This window comes from Marinibacterium profundimaris (assembly GCF_002210095.1).
In the GTDB taxonomy this organism is placed as follows: Bacteria; Pseudomonadota; Alphaproteobacteria; order Rhodobacterales; family Rhodobacteraceae; genus Marinibacterium; species Marinibacterium profundimaris.
This window is the reverse complement of record NZ_AQQR01000003.1, coordinates 1-24,452: the sequence shown is the minus strand read 5'-3', so window position 1 is coordinate 24,452 and position 24,452 is coordinate 1. Positions and strand designations below refer to the sequence as shown.

Here is a 24,452-nt window from a genome sequence, read left to right as displayed (position 1 = left end):
CTCCTCCTCACGTGGAAGTGCGTGGGGCGGAACCTCCTGTCCAGGCCCCCGCGCGTCTGTCCTCTGGATGGGCAGATAATACCCGGACTTGAAAATAATGGAATAACCATAAGTAAAGAAACGATTTGCTTGTAAACGTTTTTCTCAAGTGAGATCATTCTTGTAAATCGTCACGTTGCGGAACCGGAAAAGATCCAGTGCCGCAGGCGATTGTTTGTCAACATTTCCCACGGGTGTAAATGACAGGGCCACATGTTAGCGCCGGAGTCGGTCGATGCCGCCCTGCGGCATCGGTGTGACATATGGTGCCGGGCCTTGCGGAGCACGCCGCGAAGTGACGCCACGGCACAATCGCACGGGGCCGAGTCGCGTCGCCTGGTTGCGGTAACGCCGGTTTTGCCGGCACCGGCCGTCCGATGGTGTCGCACAAGGATCGCAGGGCAGGCGCCGGACCCCGGACGCTGACCGCACTACCGGGGCAGGGCGCAATGGATCGGATCCTGCCGCACTTGCGTCCTCTCCGCCCTTCGCCTGCACGTTTCGGATGAGTGACCATCCCGCGAGGGCTTGGCACGGCAGATCGCTTTGGCTAGCCTGATCGCCAAGCCGCCCCGTGCCCTTGCTGCTTGCGAGCCGCGGCACGACAGGCGGCATGAACGGGAGGAACTTATGACACGATACCTGACCGGCGCCGCCACCGCGGCGCTTTGCGTTGCCTTCGCCACCGAGGGCATGGCCACCGAGTGGAACGTCTCGCTCTGGGGCAAGCGCAGGGCCTTTACCGAACACGTGGAAAAGCTGGCCGAGCTGGTCTCGGAGAAGACCGACGGGGAGTTCACGATGAACATCTCCTATGGCGGGCTGTCCAAGAACACCGACAACCTTGACGGGATCTCGATCGGGGCCTTCGAGATGGCGCAGTTCTGCGCCGGCTATCACCCCGACAAGAACCGCGTGATCACGGTGCTGGAGCTGCCGTTCCTCGGCGTGAACACGCTGGACGAGGAAGTGGCGATCAGCCACGCCGTCTACGAACACCCGGCGGCAGTGGACGAGATGGCGCAGTGGAACGCCAAGTATCTGATGACCTCGCCCATGCCGCAGTACAACATCGTCGGCACCGGCGAGCCGCGCGACGAGCTGGCGGAATTCGACGGCATGCGCGTCCGCGCCACCGGCGGCATCGGCAAGGCCTTCGAGACGGTGGGCGCGGTGCCGACCTCGGTGACCTCGTCCGAGGCCTACCAGGCGATGGAATCCGGCGTGGTCGACACGGTGGCCTTTGCCCAGCATGCGCATCTGTCCTTCGGCACGATCAACGAGGCCGACTGGTGGACCGCGAACCTCAACCCCGGAACGGTAAACTGCCCGGTGGTGGTCAATATCGACGCCTACGAGTCGCTGACCGACGAGGAGCGCGAGGCGCTCGACAGCTCGGTGCCCGAGGCGATCGACTATTACCTGGAAAACTACGGCGAGCTGCTGAAGCAGTGGGACGAGGTCCTGGACGAGAAGGGCGTCGAGAAGGTGATGCTCTCGGACAAGGCTATCGCCGAATTCCGCTCCACCGCGGCAGATCCGATCCGCGAGGCCTGGATTGCCGACATGGAAGCCCAGGGGATCCCGGGCCAGGAGCTGTATGACCTGGTGATGGAGACGCTCGAGGCGCAACGCGCGGGCAACTGATCCGGGGGGCGCGTACCCGGGCCGCTTTCCTCAGGGGGGCGGACCGGACCCGCCGCAGGCTTCGGCACCGGCCGGGCACGCGACCCGCATCCCCATCCGACCACCCGAAGGCGGCAGCAAGACCGCCTCGGTTCAAAACGAAAGGCAGGCCATGGCCGGATCCTCCACCGTTCTCGAGGACAGCTCCCTTCTCAGCCGGCTTGACCGCGCCTTGCTGCCGCTGGAGCGCCTGATGGCGCTGCTGTCCGGGCTTGCGGTCTTCTCGCTGATGTTTCTCGCGGTCTACTCGGTCACCGGGCGCAAGTTCTTCAACGCGCCGCTGCCCGGCTATGTCGACCTGATCGAGGCGGCGATGCCGTTCATCGCCTTCCTTGGCATCTCTTACGTGCAGCGCAATGGCGGGCATATCCGCATGGACATCGTCGTCGGCGCGCTTGGCGGCCGGGCGCTGTGGCTGTTCGAGCTGATCTCGACCCTGCTGGTCCTTTTGCTGATCGTCATGCTGGTCTGGGGCGCCTGGGCGCATTTTGACCGCAGCTTCGACCTGACGCGGCCGCTGTGGAGCCGTGACAGCTCCATCGATATCGGCCTGCCGATCTGGCCGTCGAAACTGGTGGTGCCGGTGGCGTTCTCGGTCCTGGTGCTGCGGCTGCTGCTGCAGATCTGGGGCTTTGGCCGGGCGCTGGTGCTGGGGCTGGACGCGCCCGTGGCCGTGCCTCTGATCCAGTCGATCGAGGAACAGGCCCGCGCCGAGGCCGAAGCGCTGGAGGAAGAGGGCTGATGGACGAGATCTCGATCGGTCTGTGGACCACCGCCTTCCTGCTTTTCATGGTCGTCATCGGCATGCGCGTGGCCTTTGCCGCAGGGCTGGCCGGCTTCCTGGGCCTTGTCTGGCTGCGCTGGAACGGGTTCGATTATGCGCCCGACCGCTTTGGCAAGGCGCTGGAGATCAGCGTCAAGATCGCAGGCCAGGTGCCGCATTCCAAGGTCTCGGCCCAGGCGCTCAGCCTGATCCCGACCTTCATCCTGATCGGCTACCTCGCCTATTACGCGCGCCTGACCTCGGCCATGTTCGAGGCGGCCAAACGCTGGTTCGCCTGGGTGCCGGGGGGGCTCGCGGTGTCGACCGTCTTCGCCACCGCCGGTTTCGCCGCCGTCTCCGGCGCCTCGGTCGCCACGGCGGCGGTCTTTGCCCGCATCGCCATCCCCGAGATGCTGAAGGTCGGCTACAACAAGCAGTTCGCCGCAGGTGTGGTGGCGGCAGGCGGCACGCTGGCCTCGCTGATCCCGCCCTCGGCGATCCTGGTGATCTACGCGATCATCGTCGAACAGGACGTGGGCAAGCTGCTGCTGGCGGGGTTCATCCCCGGTGCCTTCTCGGCCATTGTCTATGCCACGCTGATCATCGGCATCGCGGTGATCTTCAAAAGCGTCGGCCCTCCGGTCACCGGCTTCACCTGGCGCCAGCGCTTCGCCTCGCTGCCGCCGGCGCTGCCGATTGTGGCGGTGGTCGTGATCATCATCTTCTTCGTCTACAACCCCTTCGGCGACGCCTGGGGCACGCCGACCGAGGGTGGCGCGGTGGGGGCCTTCATCGTCTTCGTCATGGCCCTGGCGCGCGGCATGCGCTGGGGCCAGCTGAAAGAGGCGCTGATCGAGACGGCGAAGCTGACGGTGATGATCTTCACCATCATCTGGGGCGTGCTGATCTACGTGCGGTTCCTGGGCTTTGCCGACCTGCCGGGGGCGTTTTCCGACTGGATCACCTCGCTGACCCTGTCGCCGATGCTGATCCTTGTCTGCATCCTTCTGGCATACGCGGTGCTGGGCATGTTCATGGACGCCATCGGCATGCTGCTTTTGACCCTGCCGGTGGTCTACCCGGCGGTCATGGCCCTGAACGGGGGCGAGATGGTCTCGGCCGCCGACAGCTCCTTCGGCATGTCGGGGCCGATGTGCGCGGTCTGGTTCGGGATCCTGGTGGTGAAAATGGCCGAGTTCTGCCTGATCACGCCGCCCATCGGCCTGAACTGCTTTGTCGTGGCCGGGGTGCGCCCCGATCTGTCGGTGCAGGACGTGTTCAAGGGGGTGATGCCCTTCTTCGTGGCCGATGCCGTGACCATCGCGCTGCTGGTGGCCTTCCCGGCGATCGTGCTGTGGCTTCCAAGCCTGGCCTGACCGGGCTGCAACGGCGGACGCCCTCGCGGGGCTTTGATCGGGGCGGGGCGGGGACGGGCGTCTCGGCCCTTGCCACCGGCGGCGCGCAGGGCCTTAGTACGTCCATGCCTGCCGCAGTCTCCCTTCGTGCCGCCCTCGCGCCGCTCATCGCCCTTGTCCTGGCCTGTCCCGGGATCGCCGCGGGTCAGGACCTTGGCGTCTGCGCGCCGCTGGAGGGCACCGGCTCCTACAGCCAGTGCATCAACGAGCAGCTCACCCGCCAGCGCAAGGACCTGCGCGAGGACGCGCCCGGTCGGTCGCCCCGGCCGGTGCAGCGCCCCGATTTCGTGATCACCGATCCGGACCTTCGCGTGCCCGATTACCGCGACACGATGACCGAGCGGACCGAGCGCGACATGGAGGCCGCCCGCCGCAACAGCGACCTGCGGACCAGACAGCTGCAGCAGCAGATCCGGCGCGACCTGCAGACCGGCCCGCTGGCTCCGCCCCCGCTTGGGATGCCGCAGCTTAGGCCGCCGACGCCGGGCTTCGGCGCGCCGCAACCGGCGGCCCCCTGGATGCGGCCCTGACCCTGACCGCGCGTATTCTACGCAAATCCGACACATCCCGTCCGCAGCGGTTAAGCGCCTCTCAACGCCCCGGCGCCGACACTCGGCGTGAACGCCCTGGCCCCGGTGCGCGGGCAAGGCGCGGTGGAACAGGGCTGCATGGACTGGGATGAATGGGGCAATGACGGAACACGGCATGACGACATCCGGGGCACGGACCCCGGTCGAGGACAGCCACGGCAGCGGCAGCCCGGCGGCTGCTGGCGGCGTGGGCGGCGCGGCTCTCTGCGTGTCCGGCGGCGGACCCGACAGACCCCGCCCTGGGCAGGTGGCCGCCTCCCGGCCAGATATGAACGACGCTGCGCCGGCTGATCTGCCGCCCGACACGTCCATCCTGCGCGCCGGGATCGAAGATGCCCTGGCAGATCACAACGCGATGAAGCAGCGTCTGCGCAACGCGACCCGGGGCGGGCTGTTGCCGGGGCCGGCGCTGGCAATCTCATCCGAGGATACCTGCCGTTTCGGCCGCTGGTTGCAGAGGCTCAAACAGTTGCCCGCCATCGCCCGGTCCCCGCATTTCCGCGCCGTGGTCACCGCGCATGGCGCCCTTCACCGCGCCGCCGGCCACGTCGCCCGGCTGATCGAGGATGGCCAGCGCGACCGGGCCACCGAAGAGCTGGACGGCGAAGCCTATCGCGGCGCTGCCGGCGTGCTGATCGCCGAGCTGGAGGCCTGGCAGCGCAGCCTATGAGGCCTTTCGTTTGCGTCCCGACGGCCGGCCCCAGGTGCCGTCTTTGGACCGGTGCGGCATGACGGTCCAACCACGCCGGCCGGCCCGGGTCCTGCATGGCGTCACGTCCGGACGCCCGACACCGGTCTCCGGACGATCTGCCGCGCATCCCACGGGTTTGTGCATGGCCTGCACACTTCCTATCTCTTGGACAGGCTATTCTGACTGGGAGAACACAGATGATTGCCGCAACGCTTATCCCCGACACCAACCTGCTCGAGATCACGCTGTCCGGCGCGGTCACCCGAGAGGATTACGAAAAGGTGCTGATCCCCGCCATCGACGGCGCGCTTGAGAACAGCGACAGCCTGCGCGCGCTGGTCCGGATCGAGCAGGGGACGGATTACACCGTGGGCGCGCTGTCCGACGATGCCTGGATGGGGCTGAAGCACTGGCGCGGCTTCGAGCGGATCGCGGTGGTGGGCCGCGATGGCTGGATCGGGAAGGCTCTGAAGGGTGTGTCGATCCTGATGCCATGCCCGGTGATGCTGTTCGACGCCGGGCAGGAGGACGACGCGCGCCGCTGGCTGCGCGAAAGCCTGGGGTCCATTCACCAGACAGACCTGGGCGACGGCGTGCTGCACGTGCAGCTGATGGGCAAGCTGGATCCGGCGGCCTATGCGGAAGAGGTCGAGGACATGAATGCCTTCATCCGCGCCAACACGCGGTTCCGCCTGCTGCTGGACCTGCGGGAATTCGACGGCTGGCAGGGGCTGGCCGGGATCGCCGAGCATCTGAAGCTGGTCCGCGACCATCATTCGATGATCGACAAGGCCGCCATCGTGGGCGAGCGCGGCTGGGAGAAGCTGGCCTCGCGCATTGGCGGGGCCGTGATCGGGGCGGACACGAAGTATTTCGCCGGGGATCTCGAAGCGGCCAAGACCTGGATCAAGTCCTGACCGGTTCGGCGCCGCCGATCACGGGCGGCGCCGTCCCTTCGCCCGCTTGCCATGCCCCGGTCTCCGGTGTTCCGGTGTCCGAAGGCAGCCCGAACAGGTCCGGTCCGGGCTAAGCGCGACCCTGGCCATCCGCGTCGGGACCATGCCAGGCGCCCCACCTGAATGGCGCGATCGCCGCGAGTCCCACTCCGCCAGGCCGTCCCGGGCGTCCGGCCGTCCCGAGCCACCCGCCGTCAGTCTTTTCGGTTGCGGAAATTTTTGGGTTGCGGCTATCCTTTGCCCAACGCGCCGGGGAGAGGAGCCCCGGCCGGTCTGGGAGGACGCCAATTGCTGAGGCCGGGGTACGACTCTGGGCAGGGTCTTCGACCGCGTGTCGGGGGCGTGAAATCGCGACCCGAGGGGGCAGCGTGACCCCGGGGCCGGCTGCCGGGGCGGCCCGCCTTTCGGTCGAGGATGTCACCTTGTCCTTCGGTGGCATCCGGGCGCTTGGCGGCGTTTCCTTCACTGCCGAGCCCGGGTCGATCACTGCGGTGATCGGGCCCAACGGGGCTGGTAAGACCTCTGTTTTCAATTGCATTTCAGGCTTCTACCGGCCCTCGACGGGGCGGATCCTGCTGGATGGCGAGAACATCGGCCGGCTCTCTCCGCCGAAACGTGCGGGGCTGGGCATGGCGCGGTCGTTCCAGAACATTGCGCTGTTTCGCGGGATGACCGTTCTCGACAACATCAAGCTCGGTCGCCACGCCCATATGAAAACCAACCTGCTGCAGGCGCTGGTCTATGCCGGGCCGGCGCGGCGCGAGGAGGAGGCTCTGAGGCAGGAGGTCGAGGAGCGGATCATCGACTTTCTCGAGATCGACCATATCCGCAACCAGCCGGTCGCCACGCTCTCCTATGGGTTGCAAAAGCGGGTGGAGCTGGCCCGGGCGCTGGCGATGCGGCCGCGGCTCTTGCTCCTGGACGAACCCGTGGCCGGGATGAACCGGGAAGAGACGGAAGACATGGCGCGCTTCATCCTCGACGTGAAGGAGGAATGGGGCGTGACGATCCTGATGGTCGAGCATGACATGGGTCTGATCATGGATATCTCGGACCATGTCACGGTGCTGAACTTCGGCGAGGTGATCGCCGCCGGCCTGCCGGCCGAGGTGCAGGCCGATCCGCAGGTGGCCGAGGCCTATCTCGGCAGCGGCGATCCCGCCGAGCTGATGCGCCGGCTGCACCGGGAGGCGGCGGAGTGAGCGCCGGGCGGAAGCAGGCCACAAGCCAGGCGGTGGGCTGTACGGGCAACCGCGTCGGGGCCCGGGGATGAGCGACTGGCTCTTCTTCATAGAGGTCTCGCTTGCCGGGCTGGGGTCCGGTGCGCTGCTGGCACTGGCCGCGCTGGCCTTCGTCCTGATCTACAAGGCGACGCAGGTCGTGAACCTCGCCGTGGGCGAGCTGCTGATGCTGGGCGGCTACCTGTTCTTCGCCTTCGCCGCCGGCTGGGGCCTGCCGGCCTGGGCGGCGGTGCCGCTGGCGGTGATCGGCGGCGGGCTGGTGGGCGCGGTGGTCGAACGCGGCATCATCCGGCCGATGCTGGGGGAATCCGCGATCTCGGTCTTCATGGTTACGGTCGGGCTGGGCTCGGTCCTGATCGGGCTGGTGGAGCTGATCTGGACCGCCGATCCCCGGACGCTGCCGGCCTTCATCTCGACCAAGCCGCTGTTTCTGGGCGAGGCCTATGTCTCGCGCAAGATCGCGGTGGCCTTCGCGGTGGCGGCGGTGGTGATCGGGATCTTCCTGCTGCTGTTCCGGTTCTGGCGCGGCGGTGTTGCGCTGCGGGCCACGGCGACGGACCAGGCTGCGGCCTATTCCTGCGGGATCAACGTGCCGGGCGTCTTTTCCATCGCCTGGATCGTGGGCTGTGCCACGGCGGCCGGCGCGGGGATCCTGCTGGGCGCGATCGGGGGGATCTCTCCGACCATGGGGGTCTTCGGCCTGTCGGCGCTGGTGGTGGTGATCGTCGGCGGGCTCGACAGCATCCTTGGCGCGCTGGTGGGCGGGCTGGCGCTGGGGCTGATCCAAAGCTGGACGGGCACCTACCTGGGCGGCGAATACACCAACGTGGTGACCTTCGGCATCCTGATCGTGGCGCTGATGATCCGGCCCTATGGCCTGTTCGGCACGCACGAGATCGAAAGGCTGTGACCCCATGATCATCGGCACCGCGAAGGAGACCTATCGTGCCGATGCCGCGCTGCTGACCACGCGCCCGCAACAGACCTGGACCGGGGTGCTGGCGCTGGTGCTGATCGCGCTGCCGTTCACGCTGAACGACTACTGGCTCTACCTGGTCTGCCTGATGACGATCAACGCAGTGGCGGCCACGGGGCTGAACATACTGACGGGCTTCACCGGGCTGGTCAGCCTTGGGCAGGCGGCCTTCATGGCGGTGGGCGCCTATACCGTAGCCTGGATGGAGCGTGACCTGGGCACGCCCTTCCCGGTGAACCTTGTGGCGGGCGGGCTGGTGGCGGCGGGCATCGGAATCGTCGTCGGCATCCCCAGCCTGCGGGTGAAGGGGCTTTACCTGGCCATCGCCACCATCGCGGCCTCCTTCATCCTGCATTTCCTCTTCGTTCACTGGGAAGCGGTGACCGGCGGGAACACCGGCATCAACGTGGCCCCAGCGCGGATCCTGGGCACCGAGCTGGTCAGTTACTTCGGCCTCTACTGGATCATCATGCCGATCACCGTGCTGATGGTGCTGGGCGCCGCCAACCTCTTTCGCACCCGCATCGGCCGGGCTTTCATAGCGATCCGCGACCGCGACATCTCGGCCGAGGTGCTGGGCATCCCGCTCTTGCGCTACAAGCTAATGAGCTTCGCCATCGCCTCGTTCTACGCGGGCGTCGCGGGCGGGCTCTGGGCCTATTTCTTTCGCGTTATCACGCCGGACAGCTTTCCCTTCATGGCGTCTGTCTTCCTGCTGGCGGCGATCATCGTCGGCGGCATGGGCACGATCATCGGCGCGCTGCTGGGCGCGGCCTTCATGACGCTGGTGCCCGAGCTTCTGCGCTTTGTCATGGACTGGGCCAGCCCCTGGCTGCCCAACGCGACGGTTCTGCTGTCGCCGGTGCGCACCATCGTCTTCGGCCTGCTCATCATCGGCTTTCTGGTGTTCGAGCCGCAGGGCCTGGCCGAGATCATTCAACGGGTCCGCCGGTTCTTCCGGCTGTGGCCCTTCCGGACGTGACTGACAGACCGACAGGGAGGACAAGGTATGTTCAGGATGACGAGACGGGCGGCGCTGGGTGCCGTTGCCGGGCTGACGCTGGCCGCGGGGCCGGCTCTGGCGCAGGAGGAAGAGATCGTGATCGGCGCCTCGCTGCCGCTGACCGGTGTCTTCGCCTTTGCCGGCGTGGCCATTGAATCGGGGTTGAACGATTACATCACCCTGCTGAACGAGGAGGGCGGCATCGACGGAAAGCCCGTGCGGCTGGTCTATGAAGACACCGGCTACAAGGTCGAACAATCGCTGGCGGTGTTCAACAAGATCACCTCGTCGGAGGATGTGCATTTCTACTATGGCGACAGCACCGGTTTCGCCAAGACCATCGGCCCCGAAATTGAACGCTCGGGCGACATGGTGCTGGCCGGCGCCTCTTTCGCGACCGAGCTGAACGATCCCGAGATCCATCCCCACGCCTTCATCACGGGCCCGGATTATTCCGAGATGGTCGAGATCCTGCTGGAATACATCGCCGAGGAAAGCCCCGGCGCCACGGTCGCCATGATCAATTCCGATACCGAGTTCGGCCGCGACCCGATCGAGCGCACGAAGGCCAAGGCAGAGGAACTGGGCCTGGACATCGTGCTGGAAATCGTGACCGCGCCCGGAGCTGTCGATGTCTCGACCGAGGTGCTGAAGCTGCGCCGCTCGCGGCCCGATTACGCGATCTTCCACGGCTATGTCCTGGCGCCCCTGCCGGAATTCATCACCCAGGCCAAGGAGCTGGGGCTGGAGACGCAATTCATGGGCACCTTCTGGTCCATGGACAGCAAGCAATGGGCCGATGTGGGCGAGGCGGCGGACGGCTACATGGGCGTGATGCCCTACCGCTACTACCATGACACGGCCGAGGATGCGCCGATGCTCGACAAGATCCGCGAGATGCGGGGCGTGTATCAGCATTCCGGCTACATGCAGGGGTTCCTGTCGGCCATGCTGATGACCGAGGCGACGAAGCGCGTGATGGCCTCGGGCGAGGAGCTGACCGGCGACACGCTGAAGGCCGCGCTGAACTCGATCCAGGATTTCGACACCGGCGGGATCATCGGCGTGCCGATCTCGATCCCCGGCAATTCGGTCCCTGTCGGCCGGGTCTACCGGTTCGACGCGGCGGCGGGCGAGATGATGCCTGTCTCGGACTGGATCACGCTCGGGGACTGACCGGACATGCCCGCGGACGCGATCCTCGAGGTCGAGAATATCGAGCTTGTCTACAACAAGTCGGTGCAGGTCCTGCGGGGCCTGTCGCTTCGGGTGCCGCGCGGGCAGATCGTGGCGCTTCTCGGCTCAAACGGGGCCGGGAAATCCTCGACGCTGAAGGCGGTTTCGCGGCTCTTGTCGCTGGAGAACGGAGAACTGACCGCCGGGCGGATCCGGTTCGACGGTCAGGACACCGCGGGCATGCAGCCCCACGCGCTGGTCCGGCGCGGGCTGTTCCACGTCATGGAGGGCCGCCGCATCTTCGAGGACCTGACGGTGGAGGAGAACCTGACGGCGGCAACCTTCGCGCTGTCGGGCCGGGATCTGCCGCGCGGCGGGTTCGACGAGGTCTATGGCTACTTCCCCCGCCTGGCCGAGCGGCGTGGCACGCGCGCCGGCTACCTGTCGGGCGGGGAGCAGCAGATGCTGGCGATCGGGCGCGCCCTGATCGCGCAACCCGCGCTGATCCTGCTGGACGAGCCGTCTCTGGGGCTGTCGCCGGTGCTGGTCGAGGAGATCTTTACCATCATCGCGCGGATCAACCGGGACACCGGCGCCTCGATGCTGCTGGTGGAACAGAACGCCGCCGTGGCGCTGGCGCTGTCGCGCTACGCCTACATCATGGAGAACGGCAAGATCCAGATGGACGGCCCGTCGGACCGGATGATCGCGGACCAGGACGTGCGGGAATTCTACCTTGGCCAGTCGGATGGCGCCGGGGCGCGCAGCTACCGGGACGTGAAGCATTACAAGCGCCGCAAGCGGTGGCTGTCGTGAGGCGCGGGTCATGACGCTCCCCGATCTGACCCTGCCGCAGATGCTGCGGGCCAATGCGGCCGAGGCGCCGGAGGGCAAGGCGGTCCGGCAGAAGGATTTCGGCATCTGGCAGGTGACCACATGGCGCGGCTATTTCGAACGCGCCTGCGACGTGGCCCACGGGCTGCGCGACATGGGCCTGCCCGAGGGCGGCCACCTGGCGGTGCTGTCGGAGAACCGGATCGAATGGGTGCTGGCGCAGATGGGCGCCGGCTGTGCCGGGGCGATCACCGTGGGCGTCTATCCGACCAGCCCGGCGCCCGAGGTCGGCTATGTGCTGGACCATGCCGATGCCGAGATCGTCGTCTGCGAGGACCAGGAACAGGTCGACAAGGTGCTGGAGATCCGCGACCGGCTGCCCCGGCTGATCCGCATCGTGGTGATCGAGACGCGCGGCCTGCGCGGCTATCCGGAGGGGCTGGTGACCTCTTTCGCCGCGCTGGAAGAGGCCGGGCGTGCCCATCGCATGGCGCATCCCCGGATGGTGGATGACGTGCTGGCGCGGCAGGGGGCCGGGGACATCGCGCTGATGGTCTATACCTCGGGCTCCACCGGCAAGCCCAAGGGTGCGATGCTGAGCTATCGCAACCTGCGGGCCCAGGCGATGGCGGTGACGGACCGGCTGAACCTGGGGCCGGAGGACACCTGCCTGTCCTACCTGCCGCTCTGCCACGTGGCCGAGCAGATGACGACGGTGATGGCGCCGGTCTACAACCGCGGCCTGGTGAACTTCGGGGAGAGCCTGCGCACCGTGCAGGAGGACCTGCGCGAAGTGGCGCCGACGATCTTTCTGGGCGTGCCGCGCATCTGGGAGAAGCTGCATTCCGCGATCCATATCCGGATGCTGGAGGCCGGCGGCTACCGAAAGGCGCTTTACGACCGGGCGCTTGCCGCCTGCGCGCCCTTCGCCACCGTCCCGAAACCCGACCGTAGCCTGGCCCAGACGCTGAGGTTCACCTTCTGGTACTGGCTGGTGTTCCGGGCGCTGCTGAATTTCATCGGGTTGCGCCGGACCCGGATCGCCATGACCGGCGCCGCGCCCATCGCCCCGAATGTCGTGACCTTCTTCCGCACCATCGGCGTGCCACTGGTCGAAGTCTACGGCGCGACCGAAACCTCTGGCATGGCGACCTCGCAGCGGCTGACGCGGCTGGAGCCGGGCAGCGTGGGCGACGCGGTGCTGGGCGCCGAGCTGCGCATCGACGCCACCGGCGAGCTTCTGGTGCGGGGCGACATGGTGTTCGAGGGCTATTACAAGAACGACGCGGCCACGGCGCAGACGATCCGCGACGGCTGGCTGCATACCGGCGACGTGGCCGAATGCCGGGACGGGCAGTACCGCATCGTCGACCGGATCAAGGACATCATGATCACGGCGGGGGGCAAGAACCTGTCCCCGTCAGAGATCGAGAACCGGGTCAAGGGCAGCCCCTATATCAAGGAATGCATCGTGATCGGCGAGCGGCGCAAATACGTGGCCGCGCTGATCCAGATCGAATTCGACACGGTAGGCAAATGGGCGGAAGAGCAGGGCATTCCCTACACCAACTTCCGCAATCTGGCCGAGACACCTGCGGTGCGCGCGCTGGTCGAGGAAGAGGTGGCGGCGGCCAATGCGGCGCTGGCACAGGTCGCCAATATCCGGCGGTTCCACCTGCTGACAAAGGAGCTGGACCACGACGACGACGAGGTGACGGCAACGATGAAGGTCCGCCGGTCGAACATCGCGCAGAAATACGCGGGCGAGATCGAGGCGCTGTTTGCCTGACACCGGACGGGCCGCCGTGCGACACGTCATCCTGCGGATCCGATGCCCTGGCCGCACCCTGTGGCGACGATAGACTGGATATCGCCGCCAGGGCCGCCTCGAGACGCGAACCATACCTTGGCAAGATCGCCCAACGGGGTGGCTTGGGGACGCTCCCGAACTCGGGGCCGCCTTCTATGTGTTTCACCGGGCCGCACTTCGGCATGGCGCGATGGCACGATTCCAGCCTGTAGGACCCGACTCGAAACCGTCTTGCGAAAGCGCCCGACGACCACGGCACATCCTGGTATCCCAGTTCTTCGCGTCAGACCAATTCGGGATTTTACGCTGACGGGAATAAGTGTTTCGGATATGTCGCTTAGTTAAGTAATGGCTAACGCTTCCGCGCTTTGATCCCTTGAGTGAGCGTTTGCCTTGTTAATCTCTTCTTCGCGAACCGGCCGTCCTGGTTGGGCCGTTTTTCTGTTCAGTCGAGCTGAATGATCAAGGTCGCACGTGCCCTGGCTGGTCCAGGGCGGGCGGGCCTGGCGGGAATACGGTCGGACGCATTGGTCAAGTGGTTACAAACGCATCCGCGTCACTGCGCTGCGTCTGACAAGGTACGCGAGGAATTCATGTTCGGGATCAAATCTGTCAAAGCGGCCAGGCCCGCAACTGTTCTTGCGGTCCTGATGTCGACCACGGCAATGTCGCCAGCCCTTGCCGATTGCAGTGTCTTCAACGGAAGCATCCTGAACTGCACCGGCGATGTGACCGGGATCCAGGTGACGCCGTCAAACGACGGCATCACCACCGTCCAAGTCAGCAACCTGACATCGGACATGACCGATTCCGGGGATGGCAACAATTACTTCCTGAACCTTACCGCAAGGAACCAGTCGGACCTGCATCTGGTCGAAGCCGATTTCGATCTGTTTGGGGGGGGGTACAGTATGGATGTGCAAACCGGCGCCATCTTCGGCGAGATCGAGATGGCCAGGGGCGCGGACCAGGATGGCGAAAATGCCACGGAAGCCCGGGGGCTCGGCCGAGATGTCTACGCAGCCGACGGCGGGGCCGGGTCCAGTTCGAATGGCCTTGGTGTCAAGGTAACGGGACCCGACGGTACGATGCTGTCGGCCTCGCCCACGGATCAAAGCGCGGGCATCAACCTGACCAGCACCGGCGGGGATGGTGGCAACGCACAGGAAGCCTATACCAAAGACGCTGGCGATGCAGCCCATGGCGGCAACGGTGGACGCGGCGGCGACGGGGGCGACGTCTATCTGACTGTGGCCGACCAGGTCGCTCTGCGGTTCTCGACGGTTGGAGCAGGCAACGGCATCTACATGTCCAGCACGGGGGGCAATGCCTCTGCCGGCGGTATCGGATCGACCAGGTTTGCCGATTCCGCCTATGGCGGAGTGGGCGGTGCCGGCGGGAACGGGGGCGACGTGTCCCTCTACGCTCCCGGTTCCGACAACCAGATTTCGACCGAAAACGGGTATGGCATCGCGTTGCTGTCACAGGCCGGCGACGGCGGCACCGGCGGGCTTGCGGACGGCGACATCGACTATCCGGGGGCCGGCGGCAATGGCGGCACCGGCGGCAGCGTCGAACTCACTGGCTTCGGAGGATCCGTCAGCACGCAAGGCGATGACGCCTCGGCGATCTGGTTGCAGTCGGCCGGCGGCGTAAGCGGGGCCCAGGGCAACTCGAAGGGATTTGACGGATCCTACCATCCGGCGGATCCGTCCCTGCCAGGCTATGCCGGTTCGGTCACGGGCACCCTGAACAACGCCAGCCTGTCGACGAGCGGCGACACGGCCCATGGTCTGCTGGCACAAAGCGTCGGCGGACAAGGCGGCAGCGGTGGCGACAGCAGCGGTGTGACCAGCTACGGTGCCAGTGCCGGTTCGGGCGGGGACGGCGAGGATGTGACGCTGACGATCACCAACACCACGTTCGAGACCGGCGGACAGTTCAGCGGCGGCATCGTGGCGGTCTCGGCTGGCGGCGGCGGCGGCACGGGCGGGCATGCATCAGGCCTGACGGCGATGGGCGGCACCGGCGGATCGGGCGGCAATGGCAGCGATGTGACCGTGTCCCTGGACGCCACCACGATCCGTACCGGGGGACAGTTTGCCGACGGCCTCCACGTGATGAGCGTCGGTGGGACGGGCGGTTTTTCGGGCGGTGCCTCCGGTATCAAGTCGATGGGGGCCAGCGGCGGAGCCGGCGGCAATGGCGGCACGGCCAGCCTGACCACCACCAACTCGGAAATCGAGACCAATGACTTGGCTTCCGCCGGCATTGTCGTCCTGTCGGGCGGCGGCGGCGGCGGCAGCTCGCACTCTGTCTCGGGGCTGGAAACCCTGGGGGCCTCGGGCGGCAGCGGCGGCGATGGCGGCGATGTCAGCTATACCTCCACGGCCGATCCCGACAGCGGCAACGGCACCAGCGTGGCGACACAAGGCGACATGTCCGAAGGCATTGCCCTGATCTCGCACGGCCGTGGCGGCGGCAAGGCAAGCTCCTCGTTCAAGCTGTCCATCTTCGGAGGCAACCAGCAGATCGGGGCGACCGGATCGGGCGGCGGGAACGGCGGCAACATCACATTCTCGATGTCGGATGCGGATTCCATTTCAACCGCCGGCCATGCCTCGGAAGGGCTGCTGGCCCATTCGGTCGGCGGCGGCGGCGGCAAAAGCGGCAATGTCACGCAAATCGACGTGATCAACTCGGGCTCGGCCTCGACCCAGTCGCTGGGAGCCGCGGGCGGCGACGCGGGCGAGGCCGGCGACATCACGGGCACGGTGGCCGGGACCATCATGACCACGGGCGCGGCCTCGGCCGGGGTCCTGGCCGTGTCGCTCGGCGGTGGCGGCGGTGTGGCCGGCAACCAGACGGACGTGACCGTGGGCGTGACCCTCAACAGCAATACCGGTGCCGGTGGCGGCGCGGGCGGAAACGCCGGCACGGTGGACATCAAATCGTCTGCGGCGATTTCCACCAGCGGAGACCTGTCCGAAGGTGTGATGGCGGCCTCGATCGGCGGCAGCGGCGGGCACTCCAGCAACGTGCAGAACATCGGCGTAGGCTTGAATGTCAGCGATGTCGGGATCAACAGCCGCGTGGGCGCATCGGGCGGCAGCGCCGGATGGGGACATGACGTGACCGTCGCGCTGGACGAAAACAGCAGCATCAAGACCACGGGCGATGTTTCGGCCGGTGCGGTGGGCCTGTCGGTCGGCGGGTCGGGCGGCAATGGCGGGACCGTCGTGAATGCGGGCGCAAACATTGTGAACCTGGGCATCGCAAACGGTTCGTCGGGCGGTTCCGCCAGCGGCGCCTATTCGGTGACCGCATCCAATGACGGTACCATCGACACGAGCGGCCATGTCAGCCCCGGCCTCTTGGCCCTGGCGGTCGGCGGGTCGGGCGGCAAGTCGGGGACCGTGGTGAACGGGTCCGCGTCGGTTCTCGATCTGACCATGACATTTGGCGGCAGCGGCGGAGGCGGCGGGACGACCCAGGAAGTCACAGTCACCAACACCGGCGCGATCCGCACCGCGGGCGATCTGTCGTTTGGGATCCTGGCGTCCTCCATCGCCGGGGCCGGCGGCGCGGGAGGCGTTACCGTGTCGGGGAACATCGGGGTCTCCTCGGCCCAGAACACGCTTGGGTCTTCGGGCGGCGCAGGCGGCACGGCGTCCACGGTTACCGTATCAAGTTCCGCGGACGTGACCACCACGGGGAACAAATCCTCCGCCATCGCGGCCCTGTCGATTGGCGGCAGTGGCGGCGCAGCCGGGACGACCTTCAGCGGCGCGGGCGATTTCGGCCCAATGTCCGGTTCGGTGACGCTCGCGGTCGGCGGCGACGGTGGGAAGGGCGGCACGTCCGACACGGTATCGGTCACCACGACGGACGGAACCATCACGACCACGGGCTTTCGGTCGCACGGGATCGCGGGCAAGTCCCATGGCGGACACGGCGGCATCGGCGGGGGGATCTTTGCCGGCAGCATAGACGGCTCCAGCGTAGGGTCGGGGTCGGTCTCGGTCACTGTTGGCGGATCCGGCGGCGACGGCGGCGTCGCCGGCGACGTCGAGATCGACAATGCGGCCAACGTCAAAACCAGCGGGCATTATTCCTTCGGGCTCGCGGCTGTATCCAGCGGCGGCAGCGGCGGCGATGGCGGGTCGAGCTATTCGGGTAATTTGACCGTCACGACGGGCACCAGCCTCGAAACCAATGTCACTGTCGGCGGAGACGGCGGCAACGGCGGCACGGCCGGCGACATCAGTCTGCGGAACACGGGTGATATCAGCACCACTGGCGGCAATGCCCATGCCATTTTTGCCAACTCGGTCGGCGGCAACGGCGGCTCCGGCGGCTCGGGCGTGTCCTATCTGGCAAACTTCGGCACCACCAAGAACACCAAGGTTTCGTTCAGCGGCAATGTCTATGTCGGCGGCAGCGGCGGCAGTGGCAGCACGGGCGGGAAGGTCACGGTAGAGAACAGTGCCACCATCACCACCGAGCAGGACACATCTGCCGGGATCCATGCCCATTCGGTCGGAGGCAATGGTGGCGAAGGCGGAAATGCGGGCGCCTTCACGGTTGGCTACACATCGGAAACCGAGGGCACCGAACCGATGGAGCTGAACTACAGCTTCAGCATCGGGGGCGACGGCGGCGGCGGCTCGACCGGCGGCGACGTTTCGGTCAGCAACGACAAGGGCGGCGCGATCTCGACCCAGGGCACCACGTCCTACGGCATCTTCGCGCAGTCGGTCGGCGGCAACGGCGGCTCCGGCGGAAATGGCGAGCCCGATGCCAAAGGCTGGGTGGCCGACATCTACGACGCCTACGAGGACGTCAATTCCATCAAGGAGCAATACGAGCAGATCAAGAAGGCCAAGGAAAACATCGCGAACCTTCTGACGAACTTCTCGATGTCGATCGGAGGATCCAGCGGCGCGGCCGCCGACGGCGGCGATGTCACCGTCTCGAACGCGGGCGCGATTTCCACCTCGGGCCACAGCGCCACTGCGATCTATGCGCAATCCGTGGGCGGCGGCGGCGGCGCGGGCGGCGATGGCTCGCAAGGGCTTCTGACGTCCATTGCGTTGGCCGGGTCCTCGGGCGGCGGCGGCGACAGCGGCGAGATCTCCATCACCAATGACGGCACGCTCAACACGACCGGCGCGGGTGCGATGGGCATCTATGCCCAGGCGGTCGGCGGCGGAGGCGGCACCGGCGGCGATATCGAATCGTCGATCGTGCACGGCTTCACCGACATGTTGCAAACCATCGGCTCGCAGACCATGGGCGACAGCAACGGCGGCGATGGCGGCAACGGCGGCGATGTGACCATTTCGCTCGGCGCCGGGTCGTCGATCCGCACCACGGGCGCAAACGCGCATGGCGTCTGGGCGCAATCGGTTGGCGGCGGCGGCGGCGCAGCGGGTGAATTCGATGTCGAGGAAAGCGGCAACAGCCCTGGGAAGGTTGGAAGCACCGGTAACATGGGCAATGGCGGGTTCGTCGATCTCGATATCGACGGCGACATCACGGTAACCGGCGATGGGGCGCACGGCGTCTTCGCACAAAGCGTCTCGGGCGGGACCTATGACAGCACCGCGGGCGGGGTTCGTCTGAACGTCTCGGGCACGATTTCGGCCCAGGGCGCGAACGCCCGTGCCATCCTGGTGCAGGCGGACGCCCAATCGCTGGAAATCGTCAATTCCGGGTCCTGTGTTGGCAGCAAGGCGAACACCAAGATGTGCAACGGCACGTCCCATGTGACCGTCGAGAAGGGCGCCACGGTCGAGGTCACGGGGCAGGATCCCTATGGCGCCGTGGGTTTCATGAGCGGGCTTGAGAACCTGAACAGCGACGGATCGATCTTCGTGTCGAACCTGCTGGAGAACTTCGGCACCGTCTCGGCCCTGTCCGGGGACAGCTTCGGCACGGCGATCGCGTCGGACGGGACCGGGGCGCTCAGGATACAGAACCGGTCCGGGGGCAAGATCACCGGCTCGGTGGTGCTGACGGGCGACCCCGGAAGCAATTCCGACAGCGGTCAACCGACCGAGTTCGTGAACTATTCCGGTGCGAGGTTCGAGCCGGGCGACACCGTCTCACTGGGACGTGCAGGCACGTATACCGGCGAATCCGGTAGCACGATTTCGCCCTTCGGAGACAGCCAGGTCGGATCCTCGGCCTTCACGGTGGGAATGGCACACAAGGAGCAGGGCACCTATGTCGTCAACCTGACCGAGGTTTCGGGGTTGATAAAGTCGGACCACATCAGCCTCCAGGACGCGGGCGGAGCCGATGGAGTTCTGGCGCCGATGGAGATGTTCTCGCCGGTCGTCAAGCCGACCTGGCTGACCGCGCCGACGCAATGGTGGTTGATGGACAAAGCTACGATCATCGCGGAAATCGATTACTCCGTGGGCGTTTTCGACGACGAAGGCGCCACGGTCTCGGACTCTCCGACCGCGACATATTCTCTCGGTACAGCCGATAGCGGCCATGCGCTGGTCCTCTCGTACTCCATCGACTATTCGGGCGACACGACGGGCGCGGTGCTGAGCGGCAATGCCAGGGAATATGGCAGCTACTTCACCGACGTGGCGATGATGGCCGAAGAGGGCGGGACCGATGCCGCGCTTCGGCACGACATTGCGGCGCTTGGGGCGGACTACCTGAATGCCGAGTCCGACCTCGATCTGGAAACGGCCTACCGGTACCACATCCTCGACGAATCCCTGATCGGCGCGACCGGTGCGGCGCAGTCGGCGCATGCGATACGGAACCTTCTGCAAAGCTGCCCGACGATCGACCCTGCCGCGGGCCTCGATTTCCTGCACCAGACCCAATGCACCTGGGTTCAGGCGATCGGATCCAAGCGGCACCAGGATGCCACCGACGAAAGCCCGGCCTATGACGAAAACAGCTGGGGCATGGCCGTCGGCACGCAGCATGAGGTCGGACCGGACCTGTTCCTGGAATTCGGCGGCCAGATCGAAACGGTGTCGGTGGGCGGCGCGAACTTCTCTCAGGACGGTGAGCGCTATTCCTTTGGCGCGGCGCTGAAGAAAGAGATCGGGCGCTACACTCTGTCGACCACGCTGGTGGGCGGTCTGTATAACCTGGACTATGACCGCCGCTACAGCGTGAACAACCGGGGCTACGAGGCCAATTCCGACATCGACGGCCGGTATCTGGGGGCAGAACTGCGCGCCTCTGCCGTCTATCTCGGGCAGGGCGGTTTCTATGCCAAGCCGTCTGCGGCGCTGGCCTATACCAAGGTCTGGCAGGACGGCTTTACCGAAAGCGGGACCGGATCCCAGAACTGGCAGGTCGGGTCGCAGGATTACGGCTGGCTGACCTTCAACCCGATGATCGAGCTTGGTCGCGCGTTCAACGTGCAGAACCGCGCCTCGCTGGCCTATGTCCGGGCCGGCGCAACAATGACCCTGACCGATCCGTCGCTGACGATGACAAGCGGGCTGGTGGGGGCGGACGCCTCGGTCGCGAACCTGTCCAGCACGCTGACCACGGACCGCTACCAGGGCGACCTGGCCCTCGGGGTCGAGATCATGCTGCGGGACAATCTGGCGGTGTCCCTTGAGGGCAGCGGCGCGATGTCCGAGAACAGCTACGACTACGGCGGAACGGCCCGGATCGAATTCCGGTTCTGAGCCGGCATTGACCGGCGATTGGGGTCGGGGGGATTAGCCCCCCGACCTCTTTGGTATGCGGAGTTGGAGTTTTCACGGCAAGGACAGCCAGAAGCCAAAGCCGTCTTTGCGCTTGCGCTTGATGATGGTACCCGGGGATGCGACAGCCGGGCCATGTTACAACATTTGCTGTAGCTCCTTCCCGAAATGGCCGCGATTTGCACATGTCAGACAGGAACGGGCTTGAAGGCTGATCGATAAGTGGCGGAACAAAATATAAAAAGCCGCGCTCTCGACGCGTCACCGCGACAAGCTCATCATAGTTTTCAGGGCCCTGACCGAGCGTCAGATCGCGCGACTGGAAGGGGCTTTGCCGATGAAGGCAGACCTGACGGCAGATGTGGCGCTGCGTCTCGCGGCCGCGTTGCAGGTTGAGCTGGAAACACTGCTGGGCGACAAGGCGTTGACAGACATGTATCTTGCCAGACCCGCACGCAGTTGCAGTTGCAGTTGCAGTTGCAGCTGCTTCTGACACGCAGTCAGGTTTGTGCGACGCGAAGGCCCTTGTCGTGACATCGGCTGCGTCAAGCCTCCGCATGGGCCTGAGCGCATCAAAGGGGGGGGCGGGGCGTCTAATACGCCCGTCAGCCAAGGCTTGAACGACCTGCAAATGCAGGAAAGGGCGCCGCATATCGCGGCGCCCCAGAGATCAGCCGAGCCAGAGGTCAGCCGAGGCAGTCCGTCAGGCTGGACGCGAGGTTACGCAGCAGCTGCGGGTAGAGGTCCGCGCCGGGCTCAAGTTCTGCGCCCAGCGGGTCCATGATGCCGGTCTGAGCATCGGTGCCACGGAATACCGTTGCGACGAGATCAGGGTTGAACTGCGGCTCGGTGAAGGCGCAGGAGACGCCCAGTTCGGCAACCTTGTGCTGGATTTCCTCGATCCGGGCCGGGCTGGGGTCCGAGGCATCGCCCAGGGTGATCGAGCCACTGGCAGGAAAGCCGAAGCGGTTTTCAAAGTACTGATAGGCGTCGTGGAAGACGATGAAATTCGCGCCGCGCACCGGATCAAGCTGGGCCGAGATCTCGCCGATCAGGCTCTCTAGGTCGGTCCTTCCCGCCTCAGCATTGGCGCGGTAGGTGGCAGTGTTCTCGGGGTCGAGCTCCGACAGTTCCGCCGCGATGACGTCGAGCCATACGCGCGCGTTCTCCGGGTCCAGCCAGGCGTGCGGGTCATGGCCATGATGGTCGTGGCCTTCGTGTGCGTGCTCGTCGTCATCATGATGGTCGTGGTCGTGATCATTCGCTTCTTCATGGTCATCATGACCTTCGTGATCATGGCTGTGCGCCTCGAAGGTTGCACCTTCACGGAACTCGAGTTCGGTCGTTCCGTCCGTTTCCATCAGCTCGATCACGTGGGCGTTGTCAGCCAGTGCCTCAATCGAGCCTTCCAGCCAGGGCTCAAGTGACTTGCTGATCCAGAAGACCGCATCTGCGCGATTGAGCGCCGCAGCCTCTGAGGGACGCAGCGAATAGCCATGGGGGGATGCGCCGGGCTGGACCAGAAGGTGAGGGGTGCCCAATTCACCCATGACGATGGAAACCAGGGAATGAACAGGCGGAATGTCGGCGGCAACCGAGGGAACCTCGGCCGCAGCCGCACTTGAGAGACCCAGGACGGAGACAGCCCCAAGGAGTAGTTTTCTGGACATGAGGACCTCTGCGTTATGTTGTAACACTGCGCGATTGGCTATGCGTTACGATATAACATTGCAACCCGCAGCTACGGGAGAAGAAGATGAAAGCCGTCGGGTTTTCGAAGCACGATCATGCCGCCTGCATTGCAGAGCAGGTCGCCATGGCGGAGGATCACTGCGCCGAACGACGGCTCCAGTTCACGCCGGTGCGTCGCAGGGTTCTCGAGATACTGCTCGAGGATCACAAGGCGCTTGGCGCGTACCAGATTCTTGATCGGCTGAAGGATGAAGGATGGGCGGCCCAGCCTCCGCTGGCCTACCGGGCGCTGGACTTTCTGGTGACCTACGGCTTCGCGCACAAGGTCGAGCGGCTGAATGCCTATGTGGCCTGCCTGCACCCTGGAGAAACCCATTTCCCTGCCTTCATGATTTGTCGTGTGTGCGACTCGGTGGCCGAAACCGTCTCGGCGCCATCGAAAGGGTTGCTGGGGGCCGCGGCGCGTGCGGCTGGGTTCCGGATAGAGCAGACCGTCGTCGAGGCCATCGGGGTTTGCCCTGACTGAGGTGCCCCTAGATTTGTAGACGCTTTGCCCCCTAACTTTGAGGCGAGGAGGCCGAGATGGGGACAAGCAACTACAGCGATGAGTTCAAGCGGGACGCGGTGCATCAGATCACTGTGCGTGGCTATCCGGTTCGGGAGGTATCCCGGCGCTTGGGCGTCAGCACTTACTCTCTCTATAAGTGGCTAAAGGTGTTCGGGGAGCCGACGTCAAAGCCGGGTGTGGACCACGAGGCCGAGAACCGGCGCCTGAAGCGCGAACTGGCTCGGGTGACCGAGGAGCGCGACATCCTAAAAAAGGCAACGGCGTACTTCGCGCGCGAGTCCCAATGAAGTACGCCTTCATCGGGGCGCATCGCGTGGAGTTCGGCGTACGGGCCATGTGCCGGGTGCTGCGGGTCCATTTCTCCGGCTTCTATGCATGGCTTAAGGAACCGTTAAGCCACCGCGCGCAGGAGGATGCGCGTCAGACCGAGCTGGTCCGCCAAGCCTGGACCGACAGCGGCAAGGTCTATGGCTACCGCAAGCTGACGGATGATCTGCGCGATCAGGGCGAAAGCATCTCGGAGAACCGTGTTGCCCGGTTGGCGTCACTGGCCGGGATCGCTGCGAAGATCGGCTACAGGCGCCGCCCCGGCCGATATGGCGGCAAGCCTGCTGTCGTCGCTGAGAACAGGTTGGAGCAATGCTTCGATGCCTCTCAGCCCGATCAGGTCTGGGTGACCGACATCACCTACATCAAGACCCATGAAGGCTGGCTGTACTTGTGCGTCGTCATCGATCTGTACTCGCGCCGGGTTGTCGGCTGGTCCGCCCAGTCCCGCATGACGACGGACCTCGCCCTGCAAGCCCTGCTGATGGCCGAGTGGCGGCGCAAACCCACAGGTAGGGTCATGGTCCACTCAGACCAGGGTTCCCAGTTCACCAGCCGGGAGTGGCAGACATTCCTGCGCCAGCATGATCTGGAACCAAGCATGAGCAGACGCGGCAATTGTCACGACAACGCTGTCGCCGAGAGCTTCTTCCAACTCCTGAAACGGGAACGCATCCGGCGTCGTACCTACCCGACCCGCGATGCCGCCAGGCAGGACGTGTTCGACTACATCGAGATGTTCTACAACCCGAAACGCAAGCACGCGAAAAACGGCATGCTGTCGCCCGTTGATTTCGAGATCAGGCAGCAGAAACTGACCAAGGCGGGTGTCTAGGAAACTAGGGGCACCTCAGCTGCCGCATGACCCGCGGGGCTGACCGGGAGATAATCCCCATACGGCGCGCAACAGTGATCGCGTCTCTCATCTCCCGGTCATCCAGTCGGAAGTCCCACATCGGTCGTGCTATGGCGAATATGGAGGCGAGATGGC

General features: G+C 65.6%; 17 protein-coding genes. 16 read left to right on the top strand and 1 reads right to left on the bottom strand.

From position 1 onward, the window contains the following. Nucleotides 1–669: 669 nt before the first annotated feature. From ATO3_RS08345 to ATO3_RS28790, 14 genes are all read left to right on the top strand, one after another. Nucleotides 670–1,686: a C4-dicarboxylate TRAP transporter substrate-binding protein gene (locus tag ATO3_RS08345; RefSeq protein ID WP_088649397.1), complete on the top strand. Its 1,017-nt coding sequence runs from the start codon at nucleotides 670–672 to the stop codon at nucleotides 1,684–1,686. Between the two features lie 151 nt (nucleotides 1,687–1,837). Further along, nucleotides 1,838–2,467: a TRAP transporter small permease subunit gene (locus tag ATO3_RS08340; RefSeq protein WP_088649396.1), complete on the top strand. Its 630-nt coding sequence runs from the start codon at nucleotides 1,838–1,840 to the stop codon at nucleotides 2,465–2,467. After that, nucleotides 2,467–3,864: a TRAP transporter large permease gene (locus ATO3_RS08335; RefSeq protein ID WP_088649395.1), complete on the top strand. Its 1,398-nt coding sequence runs from the start codon at nucleotides 2,467–2,469 to the stop codon at nucleotides 3,862–3,864. Before ATO3_RS08340 ends, ATO3_RS08335 begins: the two co-directional genes overlap by 1 nt. A gap of 104 nt (nucleotides 3,865–3,968) precedes the next feature. Continuing rightward, on the top strand, nucleotides 3,969–4,433 hold the full coding sequence (locus ATO3_RS08330; RefSeq protein WP_088649394.1) for a hypothetical protein: 465 nt from the start codon (nucleotides 3,969–3,971) through the stop codon (nucleotides 4,431–4,433). 175 nt (nucleotides 4,434–4,608) lie between these two features. Further along, nucleotides 4,609–5,163 carry a CZB domain-containing protein gene (locus ATO3_RS08325; RefSeq protein ID WP_143747248.1) on the top strand — a complete coding sequence of 185 codons (555 nt, stop codon included), beginning with the start codon at nucleotides 4,609–4,611 and terminating at the stop codon, nucleotides 5,161–5,163. A 218-nt stretch (nucleotides 5,164–5,381) separates the two neighbouring features. Beyond that, nucleotides 5,382–6,101, top strand: coding sequence for a SpoIIAA family protein (locus ATO3_RS08320; protein WP_158217922.1), 720 nt, complete (start codon nucleotides 5,382–5,384; stop codon nucleotides 6,099–6,101). Between the two features lie 407 nt (nucleotides 6,102–6,508). Further along, nucleotides 6,509–7,342, top strand: coding sequence for an ABC transporter ATP-binding protein (locus ATO3_RS08315; RefSeq protein WP_088649391.1), 834 nt, complete (start codon nucleotides 6,509–6,511; stop codon nucleotides 7,340–7,342). A gap of 67 nt (nucleotides 7,343–7,409) precedes the next feature. Beyond that, nucleotides 7,410–8,291, top strand: coding sequence for a branched-chain amino acid ABC transporter permease (locus ATO3_RS08310; protein WP_088649390.1), 882 nt, complete (start codon nucleotides 7,410–7,412; stop codon nucleotides 8,289–8,291). 4 nt (nucleotides 8,292–8,295) lie between these two features. Beyond that, nucleotides 8,296–9,339, top strand: a complete 1,044-nt coding sequence (locus ATO3_RS08305) for a branched-chain amino acid ABC transporter permease (protein WP_088649389.1) — start codon at nucleotides 8,296–8,298, stop codon at nucleotides 9,337–9,339. 27 nt (nucleotides 9,340–9,366) lie between these two features. Continuing rightward, nucleotides 9,367–10,536: an ABC transporter substrate-binding protein gene (locus ATO3_RS08300; protein WP_088649388.1), complete on the top strand. Its 1,170-nt coding sequence runs from the start codon at nucleotides 9,367–9,369 to the stop codon at nucleotides 10,534–10,536. Between the two features lie 6 nt (nucleotides 10,537–10,542). After that, a complete protein-coding gene (locus tag ATO3_RS08295) occupies nucleotides 10,543–11,352 on the top strand; it encodes an ABC transporter ATP-binding protein (protein ID WP_088649387.1) in 810 nt (269 codons plus the stop codon). A 10-nt stretch (nucleotides 11,353–11,362) separates the two neighbouring features. Beyond that, a complete protein-coding gene (locus ATO3_RS08290; protein ID WP_088649386.1) occupies nucleotides 11,363–13,159 on the top strand; it encodes an AMP-dependent synthetase/ligase in 1,797 nt (598 codons plus the stop codon). Between the two features lie 686 nt (nucleotides 13,160–13,845). After that, the gene (locus ATO3_RS08285) at nucleotides 13,846–20,856 is read left to right on the top strand and encodes an autotransporter outer membrane beta-barrel domain-containing protein (RefSeq protein ID WP_143747247.1); all 7,011 of its coding nucleotides are present in this window, start codon (nucleotides 13,846–13,848) and stop codon (nucleotides 20,854–20,856) included. A 355-nt stretch (nucleotides 20,857–21,211) separates the two neighbouring features. Beyond that, nucleotides 21,212–21,367, top strand: coding sequence for a hypothetical protein (locus ATO3_RS28790; protein ID WP_158217921.1), 156 nt, complete (start codon nucleotides 21,212–21,214; stop codon nucleotides 21,365–21,367). 193 nt (nucleotides 21,368–21,560) lie between these two features. Here ATO3_RS28790 and ATO3_RS08280 read toward each other — a convergent pair whose 3' ends face one another. Beyond that, nucleotides 21,561–22,544, bottom strand: coding sequence for a zinc ABC transporter substrate-binding protein (locus tag ATO3_RS08280; protein WP_088649384.1), 984 nt, complete (start codon nucleotides 22,542–22,544; stop codon nucleotides 21,561–21,563). Nucleotides 22,545–22,630: 86 nt separating this feature from the next. Here ATO3_RS08280 and ATO3_RS08275 point away from each other — a divergent pair, with 86 nt between their 5' ends. Both ATO3_RS08275 and ATO3_RS08270 read left to right on the top strand, forming a co-directional pair. After that, nucleotides 22,631–23,092 carry a helix-turn-helix domain-containing protein gene (locus ATO3_RS08275; RefSeq protein WP_088649383.1) on the top strand — a complete coding sequence of 154 codons (462 nt, stop codon included), beginning with the start codon at nucleotides 22,631–22,633 and terminating at the stop codon, nucleotides 23,090–23,092. Nucleotides 23,093–23,148: 56 nt separating this feature from the next. Next, nucleotides 23,149–24,296, top strand: a protein-coding gene (locus tag ATO3_RS08270; RefSeq protein ID WP_088649382.1) for an IS3 family transposase whose coding sequence is annotated in 2 segments (ribosomal slippage) — nucleotides 23,149–23,392 and nucleotides 23,392–24,296 — 1,149 coding nt in all. Because the reading frame shifts where the segments join, the coding sequence is not laid out codon by codon here. The last annotated feature ends 156 nt before the right edge of the window (nucleotides 24,297–24,452 follow it).